The organism is Arthrobacter sp. StoSoilA2, assembly GCF_019977195.1.
In the GTDB taxonomy this organism is placed as follows: Bacteria; Actinomycetota; Actinomycetes; order Actinomycetales; family Micrococcaceae; genus Arthrobacter.
Genome location: NZ_AP024643.1, coordinates 1614478 through 1631127 on the forward strand (window position 1 = coordinate 1614478; position 16650 = coordinate 1631127).

15 protein-coding genes are annotated in these 16650 nt (G+C 62.5%); 13 read left to right on the forward strand and 2 right to left on the reverse strand.

Annotated elements, in window-relative coordinates:
- Positions 1-13 precede the first annotated feature (13 nt).
- Both LDN82_RS07395 and arr read left to right on the forward strand, forming a co-directional pair.
- On the forward strand, positions 14-574 hold the full coding sequence (locus tag LDN82_RS07395; protein WP_224092033.1) for a DUF5666 domain-containing protein: 561 nt from the start codon (positions 14-16) through the stop codon (positions 572-574).
- 37 nt (positions 575-611) lie between these two features.
- A complete protein-coding gene (arr, locus tag LDN82_RS07400; RefSeq protein WP_224166910.1) occupies positions 612-1022 on the forward strand; it encodes an NAD(+)--rifampin ADP-ribosyltransferase in 411 nt (136 codons plus the stop codon).
- 63 nt (positions 1023-1085) lie between these two features.
- On the opposite strand, the gene LDN82_RS07405 is transcribed toward arr, so the two are convergent.
- A complete protein-coding gene (locus LDN82_RS07405; protein ID WP_224092037.1) occupies positions 1086-2099 on the reverse strand; it encodes a formylglycine-generating enzyme family protein in 1014 nt (337 codons plus the stop codon).
- Positions 2100-2311: 212 nt separating this feature from the next.
- On the opposite strand from LDN82_RS07405, the gene LDN82_RS07410 reads away from it, so the two are divergent.
- The 5 genes from LDN82_RS07410 (at position 2312) to LDN82_RS07430 (ending at position 8333) form a co-directional block, all read left to right on the forward strand.
- On the forward strand, positions 2312-3337 hold the full coding sequence (locus LDN82_RS07410; RefSeq protein ID WP_224092040.1) for an ABC transporter permease subunit: 1026 nt from the start codon (positions 2312-2314) through the stop codon (positions 3335-3337).
- A gap of 31 nt (positions 3338-3368) precedes the next feature.
- A complete protein-coding gene (locus tag LDN82_RS07415) occupies positions 3369-4292 on the forward strand; it encodes a carbohydrate ABC transporter permease (RefSeq protein WP_224092042.1) in 924 nt (307 codons plus the stop codon).
- 69 nt (positions 4293-4361) lie between these two features.
- A complete protein-coding gene (locus LDN82_RS07420; protein ID WP_224166911.1) occupies positions 4362-6020 on the forward strand; it encodes a sugar ABC transporter substrate-binding protein in 1659 nt (552 codons plus the stop codon).
- A gap of 47 nt (positions 6021-6067) precedes the next feature.
- On the forward strand, positions 6068-7120 hold the full coding sequence (locus tag LDN82_RS07425) for a LacI family DNA-binding transcriptional regulator (protein ID WP_224166912.1): 1053 nt from the start codon (positions 6068-6070) through the stop codon (positions 7118-7120).
- 28 nt (positions 7121-7148) lie between these two features.
- A complete protein-coding gene (locus LDN82_RS07430; protein ID WP_224166913.1) occupies positions 7149-8333 on the forward strand; it encodes a Gfo/Idh/MocA family oxidoreductase in 1185 nt (394 codons plus the stop codon).
- On the opposite strand, the gene LDN82_RS07435 is transcribed toward LDN82_RS07430, so the two are convergent.
- Entirely contained in the window at positions 8330-9259 is a 930-nt protein-coding gene (locus LDN82_RS07435) for a LysR family transcriptional regulator (RefSeq protein ID WP_224166914.1), read from the reverse strand. The two genes, LDN82_RS07430 and LDN82_RS07435, sit on opposite strands and share 4 nt — an antisense overlap.
- A 107-nt stretch (positions 9260-9366) precedes the next feature.
- On the opposite strand from LDN82_RS07435, the gene tdh reads away from it, so the two are divergent.
- The 6 genes from tdh to LDN82_RS07465 all read left to right on the forward strand — a co-directional run bounded on the left by tdh (position 9367) and on the right by LDN82_RS07465 (position 16551).
- Complete coding sequence (gene tdh, locus LDN82_RS07440) at positions 9367-10413, forward strand: L-threonine 3-dehydrogenase (RefSeq protein WP_224092059.1); 1047 nt, start codon at positions 9367-9369, stop codon at positions 10411-10413.
- A 47-nt stretch (positions 10414-10460) separates the two neighbouring features.
- Positions 10461-11654, forward strand: a complete 1194-nt coding sequence (locus LDN82_RS07445; RefSeq protein ID WP_224092061.1) for a glycine C-acetyltransferase — start codon at positions 10461-10463, stop codon at positions 11652-11654.
- A 254-nt stretch (positions 11655-11908) separates the two neighbouring features.
- Positions 11909-13006, forward strand: coding sequence for an FAD-dependent oxidoreductase (locus tag LDN82_RS07450; protein ID WP_224166915.1), 1098 nt, complete (start codon positions 11909-11911; stop codon positions 13004-13006).
- 11 nt (positions 13007-13017) lie between these two features.
- On the forward strand, positions 13018-14256 hold the full coding sequence (gene hutI / locus LDN82_RS07455; RefSeq protein ID WP_224166916.1) for an imidazolonepropionase: 1239 nt from the start codon (positions 13018-13020) through the stop codon (positions 14254-14256).
- Between the two features lie 100 nt (positions 14257-14356).
- Complete coding sequence (locus LDN82_RS07460) at positions 14357-15871, forward strand: DUF4118 domain-containing protein (RefSeq protein ID WP_224166917.1); 1515 nt, start codon at positions 14357-14359, stop codon at positions 15869-15871.
- On the forward strand, positions 15868-16551 hold the full coding sequence (locus tag LDN82_RS07465; RefSeq protein WP_224092072.1) for a response regulator: 684 nt from the start codon (positions 15868-15870) through the stop codon (positions 16549-16551). Before LDN82_RS07460 ends, LDN82_RS07465 begins: the two co-directional genes overlap by 4 nt.
- The last annotated feature ends 99 nt before the right edge of the window (positions 16552-16650 follow it).

The window sequence follows — 16650 nt, forward strand, 5'->3', positions numbered from 1 at the left end:
GCAGAATGGATGCATGGCCACCATTACACCGGGCCTTCGCAAGGCCTTTATCGCCAGCGGCATTGCCGTCGCCCTGACCGGCGGCGCGGCAGCCGCAGTGTGGGCAGGCACCCAACCCAGCCCATCGCCGTCGAGCGCTACCGCATCACCAAGTCCCACCACGACTGACGGCGCCAAGCGCCCTGAAGGGCGAGCCCATGGGATCCATGGCGAGCACGTTGTGAAAGAGCCGGACGGCACATTCCGCACTGTGGTCACACAGACAGGCAAGATCGAGTCCGTGAACAGCACCTCGATCACGGTGAAGAGCGATGATGGCTTCACGCAGAGCTACGCGATCACTTCAGATACGCGCATCTCACGGATGCCCACTAAACTTTCGGAGCTCCGGAACGGCAAGGGCAAGCCTACGCTGCCTTCAGCTGCCGCATCGGACCTTAAAGCCGGAGACACCGTCAGGATAGCCGGGTCCAAAGACGGCGACACCGTGACGGCGCAGCGCATTGTAGCCGGTGAGCTTCCGGCAGCCCTCAAAGGCCACGGCCCCAAGGGGCGCGGACATCAGGGACTATGACCAGTCGCCCCTCGCGTTCTGCGTTTAGGGTGTAACTGTGAATCAACCGCTGGACGAGGGTCCGTTCTTTCATGGCACGAAGGCCGACGTTCGGGAAGGTGATCTCCTGAGCGCTGGCTTCAGGTCGAATTACCGTCCCGAGGTCGTGATGAACCACATCTACTTCACAGCTCTGCGGGATGGCGCGGGACTGGCTGCCGAACTCGCGGCCGGGGACACGGAGCCGCGCGTTTACGTCGTCGAGCCGACCGGCGCATTCGAGGACGATCCCAACGTGACCGACAAGAAATTCCCAGGCAATCCCACCCGGTCATACCGCAGCGCGGCCCCGCTCAGGGTCCTCGGCGAAGTCACCGATTGGACGCGACTGGAGCCCGGGGCGCTGCGGGCGTGGAAAGAACGCCTGGCAGCAATTCTGGCTGACGAGCGCGGCGAAATCATCAACTGACTGAGATCTCTGCCGGATCCAGGGACCCTCGCCGGACCGGGGACCCTCGCCGGACCGGGGGCTTTAGAGCGCTACGGTCCTGAATCCGAGGTTGGCGCTGGCGGAGTCAGGCGTGTTGGAACTCCGTGCGGCCAGCCGGTAACGGTTGCAGTAGGAGTCGTGGCATAGGTATGAGCCGCCGCGCATGACCCTTCCGCGGCCAATTGTTGGGCCCTGCGGGTCCTTTACGGTTCCGGCGCTCAGGCACGTCTTGTAGTACTTGGGCAGGAACCAATCGTTGCACCATTCCCAGACGTTGCCGCTGGTCTGGTAGAGCCCATAGCCGTTGGGGGCGAAGGACCTGGCCGGCGCTGTAGTGAGGTAGCCGTCCTCGACGTCGTTACGCACGGGGAACTCGCCCTGCCAGATGTTGCAGTTGTGCCGGGCGCTGCCTTCGACGCTGTCATTGTGAAGTTCGTTGCCCCATGGATAGCGCTGCCCGGCCGCGCCGCCCCGGGCTGCATACTCCCATTCCGCTTCGGTGGGCAGTCGTCGGCCAGCCCATGCGCAGTAGGCCAAGGCGTCGTTGAAGGACACGTGCGTCACAGGATGGTCAGGGATGTCCTTCCAGTGCGAGAGGGGTCCGGCCGGGTGGGCCCAGTCGGCGCCACGGACATTGAGCCACCAAGGGACGTTGTTGACTCTGTTCAGGATGTCGTGCGGCTCGGCCTTGACTGCAAGATGGAACACGGCAGAGGTCCCGAACTCTTCAGACTCCGTGCGGTGCCCTGTGGCATCCACGAACGCCGCAAACTCCGTGTTTGTGACCGCGGTGGCGCTGATGGTGAATTCGGATACGGACACCTCGTGGACTGGAGTCTCGCCGTCTCCGTCGTACCCTTCACCGAAAGGATCGCCCATGGCGAAGGTCCCGGACGGGATCTGGACGTCGCCATGACCCGCTGCCGCGGCGTCGTGGCCCGAACGTACGACGCCGGTCGTCGGGTTCCGGTGTCCGCCCGCCGCGCGTAGTGGGAGCGTCAGTCCGGGTGTGGTGTGTTCCCGGGCGCCGGCGCCCGGGCTGCAGCAATCTGCCATGTCAGCCTTCCCTCTGCGGTTCTCCATCAATCTTAGTGGGGTGGGCCACACCGCCAAGAATGATCAAAACTGATTTCTATCCTTAGTTTCAATCATGATCTTGCAAACATGTTGGTCGTCGTTTATCGTTTGTTAAACGGTTAACGGGAGTGTTTTGAATCACACTCTTCAATCAACACTGATAACCCTTGCCCCAGCACTGAGGAGACAGCATGAACTCGACGACGCAACAAGCTCCGGCTTTGCCGGAAGCGCGCCGCGTCCCGGAGCCATTGCCGGGAAAATCCGGCACGGGGAGGCGCAAGGGCAACAGGGCACCTCAACAAAGCTTCCGTTCAAGGCTGAGGCGCGACAAGCAGATGCTCCTGATGATGCTCCCGGGCATCGCTTTCCTGCTGCTGTTCTTCTACATCCCCATCCTGGGCAACGTCATCGCGTTCCAGGACTACCAGCCCTACCTCGGCATCGGGGACAGCCTCTTTGTTGGCTGGCAGAACTTCGTGGACCTGTTCGGCAATCCCGACTTCATCCATGCCTTCTGGAACACGCTCTACCTGGCGGCCTGGCAGTTGGTTTTCCTTTTCCCGGTGCCGTTGGTGCTTGCACTGATTGTTGACTCCCTGATCAGCACGCGGATCCGCAGGATTTTCCAGAGCATTGCCTACCTGCCCCACTTCCTGTCCTGGGTCCTGGTGATCGCATTCTTCCAGCAGATGTTGGGCGGTGCGGGCTTCGTCAATAACCTGCTCCGCGATATGGGCATGGATCCGATTCCGTTCATGACCAATCCAGAAACCTTCCCCCTGATGGTGGTTGTCCAGATGATCTGGAAGGACGCCGGCTGGGCCATGATCATTTTCCTCGCCGCCCTGGCAAGCATCGATGCCTCCTTGTATGAAGCAGCGGCCGCTGACGGCGCGGGACGTTGGCGCCGGATGTGGCACATCACCCTGCCTGGGCTAAGGCCGGTGATCGTGCTCCTCCTGATCCTGCGCATTGGCGACATTCTCTCTGTCGGTTTTGAGCAGTTCATCCTCCAACGCGATGCCGTGGGTGCCGGGGCGGCGGAAGTGCTGGACACCTTTACCTACTACACGGGCGTGGTCGGTGGCGGCTGGAGTTCAGGTGCCGCAGCGGGCCTGGCGAAGGGTGTGGTCAGTGCCCTGCTGATCTACGGCGCCAACAAACTTGCCCACCGCTTCGGCGAAGACGGAATTTTTGCAAAGCAAGCACGCTGAGCCCACGCGGCTGCTGCACAAGGAGAACCCTATGGCAACAACATTTTTCACGAGGAAACCGCGGGAATTGACCTACAGCCCTAAACGACCCGTCTGGAAGGAACGCCCTTCTCCTCTGTACCAAACGGTAAAGGCCGTGGTCCTCGTCCTTTTCAGCCTTTCCATCCTGACCCCTATCCTCCTGGTGGTGTCCACGTCCCTGGCGGACACCGAACAACTCGTACAGGCCGGTGGATTCGTGCTCTGGCCGGAACGTCCCACCTTGGAGGCTTACGCCACGATCTTCAAAGGCCCCATGGTCCTGCAATCCCTGGGGGTGAGCATGCTCATCACCGCCGTGGGCACCATCCTGGCGCTGTTCGTCACCATCACCATGGCATACGCCACCAGCCGGTCAGTCCTCTTCGGCCGCCCCGTGGTGCTTGCGGTGTTGTTCACGCTGTTGTTCGCGCCGGGCCTCATCCCGTCCTTCCTCATGATTCGACAGCTGGGGCTGCTGGATTCCCTGTGGTCGCTGATCCTTCCGGGCATATTTGGCGCCTTCAACTTCGTGGTGATGCGATCGTTCTTCATGAACATCCCGGGCGAATTGATCGAAAGCGCCAGGATCGATGGCGCCAACGACTGGCAGATCCTTTGGCGGATCGTCATGCCACTGTCCAAGGCCGTTATCGCCGTCGTCGGCTTGTTCTATGCCGTTGGATTCTGGAACTCGTTCTTCAACGCACTGCTCTACATCAATGACCACAGTAAATGGCCCATCCAGTTGCTGCTCCGCAACTTCGTAGTACAGGGCAGCGGGGCGGCAGACCAGCTCGGAATTACCACCACACCGCCTCCGCAATCCATCCAGATGGCCGTAGTAGTGGTGGCCCTGGTTCCCATCCTGATGGTTTACCCGTTCCTTCAAAAGCACTTCGCCAAGGGCGTCATCACCGGCGCCGTGAAGGGTTAGCCGTTCCCGCGGCATACCTGCAACAAGCACAGCATCAACTACCAGCAAACAACCAGAAAGGCTTATGCCATGACGAGCACTACCTCACAGGCTGGATTCAGCCGCCGCGGTTTCCTTGGCCTCGCAGGCCTGGCCGTGACCGCCGTCGGCTTGTCCGCCTGCGGTGGTGGCGGAGCCGCAGGCACTGGAGGCGCCGCAGCCTCCGCTTCGGTCAAGCTGCCCACCTACAAGGAATTCACCGGCGTAACTCCAGACCTTGCCGGCAACGCCAAAGGCCTGCAAGCCGGATACTTCAAGCTGCCCACCGCCGTGCAGTCCGTGAAGGCTCCGCCGCTTAAGGGCAAGGTGACCGGTCTGACGGAAACCTTCGACACCATGAGTCCCGGTCTGAAGGACAACCCCTTCTGGCAACGGCTCAACGCCAAGCTCGGCGGCGACCTGGAACTGCAGATTGCCGAGGACATCGGAGACGGCTATCCGGCCAAGTTCGCCACCGTCCTGGCCAGCAATGAGCTGCCGGACATGATGTGGGTTCCACCGAACCAGGGAATTCCCAATGTTGGCCCCATGCTCGAGGCGAAGTTTCAGGACCTGACGCCCTACCTCTCCGGTGACGCAGTGCTTGAGTACCCCAACCTGGCGGCGCTCAAGCCCGATTCCTGGAAGACCGCCGTCGTGAACGGCAAGATCTGGGGAGCGCCCATCCCGAGCACCCCGTTCGGTCAGGTGTACCTGGGCAACCACGACGTCTGGGCGCAAGTAGGTGGTTTTGAGGCCGCGAGCGCGGACGAGTTCCTGGACAAGGCAAAGGAACTGACGCGTCCAGGCGATCAGAAGTATGCCCTTGAGCCGGCCTATATCAATGCCTTGCACATGGTTACCGAGTGGTTTGGCGCTCCGAACAGCTGGGCCGTCAACAAGGACCGGACGTTGACGCATTTGTACGAAACGGACGAGTACATGGCCGGCGTTGAATTCACGGCCAGGATGTTTGCAGCCGGCGTTTTCTACCCGGATTCCAAGGCCACGGACATTCGTTCCCGGGTTGCCAATGGCAGTGTGGCGGCACAGGTGGTGGTGGGTCCCCATGACCTCCGTAGCTACCGGGCACTGAACAAGACCGCAAAGTTCGACATCCTTATTCCGTTCAGCGCCGACGGGAAGGTCAAGCCAACCTACGACATGGGCTATGGGACGGTGGGTTTCACGCCGTTCAAGAAGGCCGGGGAAGGCAAGATCCGTGAACTCCTGGCCCTCATCAATTACCTGTCGGCACCTTTCGGCACGGTTGAGTACATGCAGAAGAACTTCGGCGAGCTCGGCCAGGACTACACACTGGACGGCTCGGGCAACCCCGTGCGTACGGAGACTGGAACCACCAATGCCCCCGGTCTGGTTTCAGCGTTGAACATCATGTCCAGCCCGGAGAACGTCATCTTCAATCCGGGATTCGACGACGACACCCGCTATGTCAGCCAGCAGGAAGAAAAATTGCTGGAGCTCGCATGGCGCAACCCCACCAATGGTTCCTACTCGGATACGAACGCCAAGATGGGGGCGAAGATCACCAAACAGCTCCGCGACAAGGTGGTGGACATCATCACCGGACGGGCCAGGATCGATGAACTCAAGGATGCGGTCAAGCGCTGGAAGAGCGAAGGTGGTGACAAGATGCGCGACGAATACCAGGCCGCGTTGGATCCCGCTGCTCCCGTATTCAGGAGTTAGCCTCAAAAAACAAGACGGCATCAGAAACGAACAAGCAGGGGGAACTCATGGCAAAAGCGGGTAACACAGGCGTCCGGCCCACCATCCGTATGGTGGCCGAACTCGCGGGCGTTTCCACGGCCACGGTTTCCTATGTGTTGTCGGGTCGGCGCGGTGACGCGGGACCCGGAGTTTCGGACCCGACGGCGGAGAAGGTCAAGGCTGTTGCGGAGCGCCTGGGCTACCGCCCCAACCAGGCTGCCCGGGCTATCCGGACAGGGCGGACGAACACCGTCATCCTGTCATTGACGATGCTCTCCGATCCTTGGTCGTTATCCGTCATCGAGGCGGTGCAAAAGGCGGCAGCTCCCTTGGGAATCACGCCGATGATCCTCGGCGACGCCGACTGGGTGAAGGTCCTTGGCACTCATAACGCCGATGCCGTCTTCGTGGATGCAGTCCGTCCCGACCAGCGGGATGCCTTGCGGAAGCTCGCGGAGCACGGGACCACGCTGGTGGTTTTCGACGAAGGGCTTGAACCCGAGGGCTTTGACGTCATCAGGTCCATTGCAGGCCCGGGTTGCCGGATGGCCGTGGAGCACCTCCTCCACGGCCATCGGAGGATCGCCTGCCTCACCCCGGCCACGGCCGCCGGCGCCCCTGGCGGCACCCGCTACCGGGCCTACGCAGATGCCTTGGCGGAAGCCGGCATCCCGGATAACGAGGATTACGTGGGCCTCTTCGATGGCACATCTGCCGGTGCCTATGCTGCCACAACGCGGCTGCTCAGCCTGCCGGACCGGCCTACTGCCATCTACGCCACCACGGACTTCGCCGCCGTCGCAGCCATCAATGCGGCTCAACGGATCGGGCTCGCCGTTGGCGTGGACGTGGACATCATCGGTGTGGGCAACACGGTGGAGGGGGAGCGCATGTCGCCGTCGCTCAGCACGGTGGGCCCCGTGGATTTCTTCGGCAAGCTTGCCAGGCTTCTTTTGCAGAGGGCTACTTCATCCGCTGCGCCTGACGCCAGGCGTGAGCCTGCGGTCCTGGACTTCCCATGGCACCTGTTCGTGCGCGAATCGGCACCCCACCGCAGCTCCGCAACCAGACTTTATTAGACGAACCAGCAGAAGGAAATTGCACCTCATGGAAAAGGATTTGAAGGTCGGCATCGTGGGTTTCGGTCTGCGCTCCGGGTTGTGGAGACACGCCCACAAGCCGGGCAAGGGCTCTGAAGTCACCATCGTCTGCGACGTGAGCGAGAGGGGACGGGCGGATGCCGCGGCGGCCATTCCCTCGGCCCGCATCACCAGCGACCTCGAAGAAGTGCTCGCCAGCGACCTGGACGCCGTCCTGGTGTTAACGCCCGATAACCAGCATGCCGCCGTCGCGGTCCGTACGCTTAAGGCCGGCATTGCGACCTTCTGCGAAAAGCCGCTGGATATCACTTTGGAGGCAGCGGACCTGATCCTGAAGACGGCGTATGAGACCGGAACGCGCCTCTACGTTGGGCACAACATGCGGCACATGCCGGTTGTAGTACAGATGCGCCACATCATCCAGGAGGGCAGGATCGGTGAGGTCAAGGCCGTCTGGTGCCGGCACTTTGTTGGCGATGGTGGGGACTACTACTTCAAGGACTGGCATGCCCAGCGCGCCAATGTCACCTCGTTGCTCCTCCAAAAGGGCGCGCACGATATCGACGTGATCCACTGGCTTGCCGGCGGGTACACCAAGCGGGTTGCCGCCGTCGGCGATCTTGCGGTCTATGGCAACGTCAGCAGGCGCAGCAACAACTCCGGCAAGCGCATGGGCGAATGGTTCTCCGTGGAGAACTGGCCCCCCACGGAGCAGAAGGATCTGGCGGAGGTGATCGACGTCGAGGACATTTCCATGATGAACATGGTCCTGGACAACGGTGTGCTGGCCTCTTACCAGCAGTGCCACTTCACACCCGATTACTGGCGCAATTACACGATCATCGGCACCAAAGGCAGAATCGAGAACTTTGGCGACGGGCCAGGGCAGACCATCAACGTCTGGACCAGCCGGACTTCCGGCTACGCTCCACCGGACGAGGTGCACACGATCCAGGACGGTGACGGAGGCCATGGGGGCGCAGACCCGCGCCTGATTGAGGAATTCCTGCGCTTCGCCTCCAAGGGCGGCCCCACACAAACCAGTCCGGTGGCTGCACGGCAAGCAGTGGCGGCCGGCATCCTCGCCACCGAATCGCTGCGCGGCGACGGCTGCGCGCGGGAAGTCCCTGCCCTGCCTGCCGGGCTCGTGGCATACTTCGAGGCCGGCCAGCCCGCCTTGGTCCGCGACTAGCCAGCGGGGCTGGATAGCTCGATAAGTTCGGTCATGACGGTTTGAAGTGACTCGCAAACCGTCATGACCGATTTCCGTTTCAGCGTTTCCGGGCGTGCGAGGATGTCGATTTTCCGCACCGAGTTCACGCCGGAAAGGGGCCGCAGCACAACACCGGCATCCAGGACGCGCCGTGCCGTGAACCTTGGCAGGAGTCCGATTGCACCGCCCGCCGCAACAAGCGCGGCAACAGTTGAGTAGTCGTTGATGCGGTGCAGCACTTCGGCGGGCCGTCCACTCACGGCAACGACGGCGGCGAGCACGTCCGCGGGGGAGTAGCCGTCGCGGCTGGTCGCCCAGGTTTCACCCACGACGTCGGACGGATTCAGTTCGCGCCGGGACGCCAGCGGGTGGTCCGCGGGCAGGGCGACGTCCAGGGGCTCGTCCGCCAGCGGGATCACGGCCACTTTGTCTTCGGGCCAGGGCGGGCTGTTGTCCATCCTGTGTGCCAGGACGAGGTCGTAGCGTGCAACCAGCCCCGGGAAATCTTCCTGCGCCACATCCTCATCCGAGAGTCGAAGCCTTGGCGACCTTCCGCCGTCGGACGCCAACAGCGCTGCCAACGGCGCAAACAGCGCCTGTCCCGCGCTGTGGAAGGCGCTGACGCTCACAGGCGCGTAGGGAGCGTCGTGATAGGCGCCGATCGCCGCCCGCGCATCCGCCATGGCGTTCACGACGGCGGCCCCGGCCTCGGCGAGGACCTTTCCGGCGTCGGTCAGCACCAGGGCGCGGCCTTCCTTGCGCGTCAGTGGAACGTCCACCGATTTCTGCAGGAGTGCGAGCTGTTGCGAAACGGCCGATGGGGTGACCATAAGAGTCTCAGCCACAGCTTTTACACTCCCGAGGTCACCGAGTTCACGGAGCATCTGCAACTGATGTATTTCCATTAGTAAATCCTAAATCGTTGATTGAGAAGAATCTAGTTGTGCTAAATCGTTGGCGGCGCTCTAATGGAGTCAGCAGCAGCGAAGCAGCCCCAGCAGTGAGGAATCCCATGAAGGCTCTCTACAAATCCGGACCACACGCAGGGTTCGAACTCGTTGACCGCCCCGAGCCCGAAACGGGACCCAGCGACGTCAAGATCCGTGTCATGACCACGGGCATCTGCGGTACCGACCTCCACATCCAGAGCTGGGATGCCTGGGCTCAAAGCATCATCGAAACGCCGCTCATCGCGGGCCACGAGTTCTACGGTGAAGTGGTGGAAGTCGGCGAGGACGTCCGTGACGTCAAAGTAGGGGACCGCGTTTCCGGCGAAGGCCACGTCGTCTGCGGAATCTGCCGCAACTGCCGTGCAGGGCGCCGCCAGATGTGCATCCACACCGTCTCCGTTGGAGTGCAGCGGGATGGTGCTTTCGCCGAATATGTGGTCATTCCGGAGACCAACGTCTGGGTCCACCACGACGAATCCGTCACGCCGGAACTCGGCGCCATCTTTGACCCCTTCGGCAATGCCGTCCACACCGCGCTTAGCTTCCCCTTGGTGGGCGAAGACGTCCTCATTACCGGTGCGGGACCCATCGGGCTGATGGCCATCGCCGTCGCCCGCCACGCAGGCGCCCGCAAGATCGCTATCACTGACGTATCCGCTCCGCGCTTGGAACTGGCCCGTCAAATGGGTGTTGACCTCGCCGTCGACGTTTCCAGGATGCGCGTCCGCGATGCACAGCGGGAGCTGGGTATGCGCGAAGGATTCGATATCGGCCTGGAAATGTCCGGACACCCCACCGCCCTGCCTGAGATGATCGACAACATGAACCACGGCGGGCGGATCGCCATGCTGGGACTTCCCAGCCAGTCCATCGACATCGACTGGGGCAAGGTGGTCACCCACATGCTCACGCTCAAGGGCATTTATGGCCGCGAGATGTTCGAGACCTGGTACGCGATGAGCGCCATGCTTTCTTCCAACCCCGTGTTGCACCGGAACATCTCCGCAGTCGTCACCGACAAGCTGTCCGCAGCCGACTGGGAAAAGGGCTTCGAGATCGCCCGCGCAGGCACCGGCGGCAAAGTGGTCCTCGACTGGACCGAACTGTAACCCCGCTGCCGCCACCGAACCCTTCCCGACGTATTCAGGAGCACCCCATGTACTCAGCCATCAAAGACCAACTCCAAGGCGAACTCGACGAGATCCGCAGCGCGGGCCTCTTCAAGACTGAACGCCACATCGATTCCCCGCAGGCCAGCCACATCGCCGCAGGCCAACTCGGCCAGCCAGCCAACACCGTGCTGAACTTCTGCGCCAACAACTACCTTGGCCTTGCCGACCACCCTGACATCATCGCCGCAGCCAAGTCCGCGATGGACGAGCGCGGCTTTGGCATGGCCTCTGTGCGCTTCATTTGCGGCACCCAGGATCTTCACCTGGAACTCGAGGCGCGTGTCTCGGCGTTTTTGGGCACCGAGGACACGATTCTGTTCTCCAGCTGCTTCGATGCCAACGGCGGCGTGTTTGAGTCGCTCTTCGGCCCTGAAGACGCCATCATCTCGGACTCCCTCAACCACGCATCCATCATCGACGGTATTCGCCTGAGCAAGGCCAAGCGCTTCCGCTATGCCAACCAGGACATGGCTGACCTTGAGGCCAAGCTCGTTGAGGCCGAGGGGTCCCGTCGGAAGATCATCGTCACCGATGGTGTGTTCTCCATGGACGGCTACCTCGCGCCGCTTGAAGCCATCTGTGACCTCGCCGAGAAGCACGACGCACTTGTCATGGTGGACGATTCCCACGCCGTCGGCTTCATGGGCCCCACGGGTGCCGGTACTCCCGAACACGCTGGTGTTTCGGATCGCGTGGACATCTTCACGGGTACCTTCGGCAAGGCCCTCGGTGGCGCCTCCGGCGGTTATGTTTCCGGCCGTGGCGAGATCGTCGCGATGCTGCGCCAGAAAGCTCGCCCCTACCTGTTCTCCAACTCCCTGGCGCCCGCCATCGTGGCCGCCACCATCAAGGCGATCGAGCTCGTGCAGGAATCCGGTGAACTCCGCACCCGCCTGTTCGAGAACGCTGCCCTCTTCCGTCGCCGCATGAGCGAGGAAGGCTTCGAGCTGCTCGACGGCGAACACGCCATCATTCCCGTCATGTTCGGGGATGCCGTCGTGGCCGCAAAGGTGGCCGACGAGATGCTCGGTCACGGTGTGTTCGTCACCGCCTTCAGCTACCCGGTGGTGCCGAAGGGAGCGGCCCGCATCCGCGTCCAGCTTTCCGCCGCACACAGCGCGGACGACGTCGAAGCGTGCGTTCAGGCGTTCGTGAAGAGTCGCGCAGCGGTCGCGTAAGCTGCCCTGCCCCCGATGTTCTCTCACATCCTGCCCCTTTTGACCGGATCCGCTCTCACATCCTGCGGGCTTCCGGCGGATGTTCACTCACTTTCTTGACGCAAGGGAGAGAGCATCGGGCCGGTGGGGGTTGGATGTGAGAGAAGATCGGGCCGTTTGGGGGTTGGATGTGAGAGAAGATCGGGCCGTTTGGGGGTTGGATGTGAGAGCGCATCGATCTGGGCACCCGTCATGCCTTCTGACAGGATGGAGCCATGGCTTCGAATTATGACGTGGTAATCGTTGGCGGCGGCATTGCGGGGCTTTCCCTGGCGTCCGCGCTTGCAGGGAAGTGCACTGTGGCACTGGTGGAGGCGGAGCAGTCGTTGGCTTTCCATACTTCTTCGAGGTCGGCCCGCCAGTTGATCCCAAGCTACGGTCCGCCCGTGGTGCAGGAGTTGACTGTCCGGACCTTGGAAATGATGAGGGCGCGCGACGCCGAACTTCCTGAGCCCGTCCTTACCCCGCGCGGCTTCATGCTGGTGGGCGATGAGGAAACTGTCCAGGCAGAGGCCAGCGGCAACATGCACACAATCACCCATGCAGAAGCCATGCAGCTCTGCCCGGTCCTGAAGCCGGACTCGTTCACGGCGGCAGGATTGGACAATGGCTCGTTTGGTTGCGATGCACCCGCCTTGTTGGAAGATCACCGGACGAGGGCCGAGGCCGCCGGGGCCGACATCATCACCGGTGCGCGCGTTCACTCGGCCCAGCGGCTCGGAAGCGGCTGGCAGGTGGGTGCCGGAACGGAAGGTTTCCAGTCCGCCGTCGTGGTTAACGCCGCAGGTGCGTGGGCGGATGAGTTGGCCGTTATCAGCGGCGTGGAGAAGCTGGGATTGCAGCCGTATCGGCGGACTGCGGCGATTGTGAACGTCGAGCAATCGTTGACGCGGCAAACGCCAATGGTGGCTGCCGCCGACCACTCGTTCTACTTCCGCGCCGAGGGTGACCAGGTGCTCATCTCTCCGTCGGAAACCGTGCCCAGCGGTGCCGAAGACGCCAAACCCTATGCCGGCGATGTGGACAAACTCATCAGCAAGCTCAACTCACTGACATCCTTGGGCATCCGTTCAGTGGACCGGGCGTGGACGGGGCTGCGCACGGAAGCTGCGGACGGAATCCCCGTGGTTGGTTTCGACGCCGAAGCGAAGGGGTTCTTTTGGCTGGCGGGGCAGGGCGGCTATGGATTCCAGACGTCCTCGGCCATCGCTGAACTTGCCGCAGACCTCATCCTGGGAAACGTAGAGGCCGACAGTCCGGAATCCCGGACAGCTGAGCAGCTTGCGGCCGTCCGCTGGTCCATCCGGCGCTGAACAATAGGGACATGAGCGGAATCAGCAGTCCAGGACAAAACAGCACTCTCATCACCAACATCGGCGAGCTGATGACCCAGGACCTGGAGCATCGTGTCCTCAAGGACGCCGCGATCGTGTTCGAAGGCGAGCGCATTGCCTGGATCGGGTCCAGCAACGATGCTCCCGTGGCCGATACAAAGATCGACGCCGAAGGCCGCGCCGTCCTGCCCGGCTGGGTCGACTCGCACTCCCACCTCGTTTTCGCCGGTGACCGCACAGCCGAGTTTGAGGCCCGGATGGCAGGGCAGAGCTATAGCGCCGGCGGGATTGCCGTCACCACGGGTGCCACGCGCAGCGTTAGCGACGACGACCTCGCCCGCCTGGTGCAGGACCGGGTGGAGGAAGCCGTCTCGCAGGGAACTACCTACCTTGAGAGCAAGACCGGCTACGGCTTGGACGTGGAGAACGAAGCCCGGAGTGCACGCATCGCCGCGGCGCTGGTGGACGAGGTCACCTATCTCGGCGCGCATCTGGTGCCGGCCGGCTCCGATCCGGAGGAGTATACGGACCTGGTCTGCGGTGAAATGCTCGACGCCGTCCTGCCGCACGTGCGCTGGGCGGACGTGTTCTGCGAGCGCGGTGCCTTCACGGAGGAGCAGTCGCGCCGGGTCCTGACGGCTGCCCGGGATGCCGGGTTGGGACTGCGCGTGCATGGCAACCAGTTGGGCGAGGGGCCAGGTGTGGCGTTGGCCGTGGAGTTCGCGGCCGCCAGCGTGGACCACGTGAACTATCTTTCGGACAAGGACATTGACGCGCTCGCGGGAACCTGGGCGGGATGGGACCCGGCCACGGGCAGTGGCGTCCGTGGAACCGTCGCAACGTGCTTGCCTGCCTGTGACTTGTCCACGCGACAGCCGCTCGCGCCTGGCCGGGAGCTGATCGATGCGGGCGTCCAGATCGCCCTGGCCGCCAACTGCAACCCTGGCACCTCCTACACGAGTTCCATTGCCTTCTGTGTGACCACGGCGGTCCTGCAGATGCACCTCAGCGTCCATGAAGCGGTCCGGGCGGCGACGTACGGCGGCGCGCTGGCGTTGGGTCGGGAGTCAGGGAACGACGTCGACGGCGAACGGGCGGTGGGTTCGCTCGCCGTCGGTCATCGCGCGGACCTTCACATGCTGAAGGCGCCGTCGGCAACGCACTTGGCGTACCGGCCAGGGATTCCCCTGACGCATTCTGTGTGGCGGGCGGGCGTTCGCGCCGTCTAAGGCAGGTTGAAAGCAAGGTAGGGCGGCGTTCCGGTGGGGACGTCGCCCTTTCTGATCCAGCATTCAGCCAGAACGCTGGCACAGCTGACAGACTGTGGACATGGCAAGGGGAATTCTTCGGATACGCTCAGGAGGGCTGGGCCGGGCCAGGACCACGGCGGGGTTTATTTTGGCGGTACTCATCCCCGTACTGGCCACGACGGTGATGTCCTTAGCCCCGGATCTGAACTTTGCCACCCATGTACTGGTGCATTTGACCGGAGTGATGGCGGTGGCGTTCATCGGCGGTCTCTGGCCTGCCGTGCTGGCCGCGATTCTGGACTCGTTGTTGCTGAATTATTTCGAGACCGAACCGGTCGGGACTTTCAGAATCAATGACCCGCAGATTCTGTTTGCCTTGTTCGTGTTTTTGGGGGCGGGGATTGCTGTGTCCTTGGTCGTAGGCCTCTCGGCCAAGCGGGCCCAGGAGGCTATTCATGCCCGTGCCGAGGCGGGGACACTGTTGGAGTTGGCGAGGGACGCCCTGATCGAGAACGACACCATTGCGGCATTTCTGGATAAGGTCCGGGAGACCTTTCAGGTCCGCTCGGTGGGCTTGTTTACCAGGACCCCCGGAACAGGCGAGGGCTGGGAACTCCAGGCCCAGTCGGGTGAACCGCAGCCAAAGCCTCCGGGCTCGGCTGAATCAGGCGGCGGTGCGTATGAGATGGCAGATACCGGGACGGCCCTTGTGGTTTCCGGCAGGACCCTCACCGCCGGAGAGCGGCGGCTGCTGGCGGCACACGCGACCCACCTGCTTTTACTCCGGCAACGTCATGCACTCCAGCTCCGGCTGAAGGCGACCACGAAAATGGCTGAGGGCAACAGCATACGGACGTCCATTTTGAATGCCGTCAGCCACGACTTGCGGACGCCATTGGCCGGAATCAAGCTGGCCGTGACCGCCTTGCAGCGCCAGAAGGGACGGCTTGCCGAAGACGTGCAGGACGAGATGCTCCATACCATCGACTCCTACGCGGACCGTCTTGACTCCTTGGTGGGCAATCTGTTGGACATGTCGCGGATCTCCAGCGGATCCACCGCCCCGCTCACATCTTCGGTGACCTGGCGTGATGCCATCGAAGATGCGCTGCGGGGTCTGCCGGCAGGAGCGATCCGGATCGATCTGGCTCCTGACACGCCAGCCATTGATGCCGACCTCGGCATGCTGGAACGCGTCATTGCCAATATCGTCGAGAATGCCCTGAAATACGCGGCGGGCTCGGATATCGCCATCGTGGGACCTGCCAATGGACCAGCCAATAGGCCAGGGGTTGCCACGATTGAAGGACGCCCCTGTGGAGAACTGAGGATTGTGGACCACGGCCAGGGGGTGGCCGCCGCGGATGTGATCGCGATGTTTGAGCCGTTCCAGCGGCTGGACGACGCGCCGGCGGGCTTGGGAATAGGACTCGGACTGGCCGTTGCGAAAGGATTTACCGAAGCGATGGGCGGCCAACTAAGGGCGGAACCGACACCAGGAGGGGGACTGACCGTTGTCATCCGCCTTCCTCTTTCCACCGGGGACGGAAACCCACATCACGCACCCGGCACCCCGGAACGAAGGGAGCCATGAGGACTGTACTCGTCGTAGACGACGAACCCCAACTGCTGCGCGCTTTGCAGGTAAATCTGCGTGCTGAGGGATATCAAGTGCTCACGGCACTGGACGGCACCGCTGCTCTGCAGCAGGCCACGGCCAACCACCCGGACCTCATCGTTCTGGATCTTGGACTTCCGGACATTAATGGCGTTGACGTCATCACTGCGATCCGCCGTTCCAGCAGTACCCCGATCATTGTCCTGTCTGCCCGGCAAGGGTCCGTGGACAAAGTCCGCGCTTTGGATGCCGGCGCGGATGACTACGTCACGAAACCGTTTGGCCTGGATGAGCTACTGGCACGGTTACGCGTGGCCGAACGCCGTCTGGGCACGTCCGACGGCGGCGAACAAGTTGTGATTGTCGACGTCGGGGACTTCGCAGTGGACCTCGAAAAGAAGAAAGTGACACGCGATGGCTCACCAGTACGGCTGACCCCGCGGGAATGGGCCATCCTGCAACTGCTGGTCTGCAACCCGGGACGGCTCATCACCCAGCAGCAGATGCTTGCCAGGATCTGGGGCCCGGGTTACGACGGAGAAACGCATTACCTCCGCGTCTATATGGGACAGCTGCGACGCAAACTTGAAGCCGACCCTGCCCGTCCCAGGCATCTGCTCACCGAGGCCGGAATGGGTTACCGCTTCGAGCCGTAACCGGCAGCGACGGGCATGTCTTCAAGGGACAGCCGGGGCGTTCCGGAGGGGCGTAAATGATTCGTAAATAGAAATGCCTATCCCGTTTCAATGCCTTCT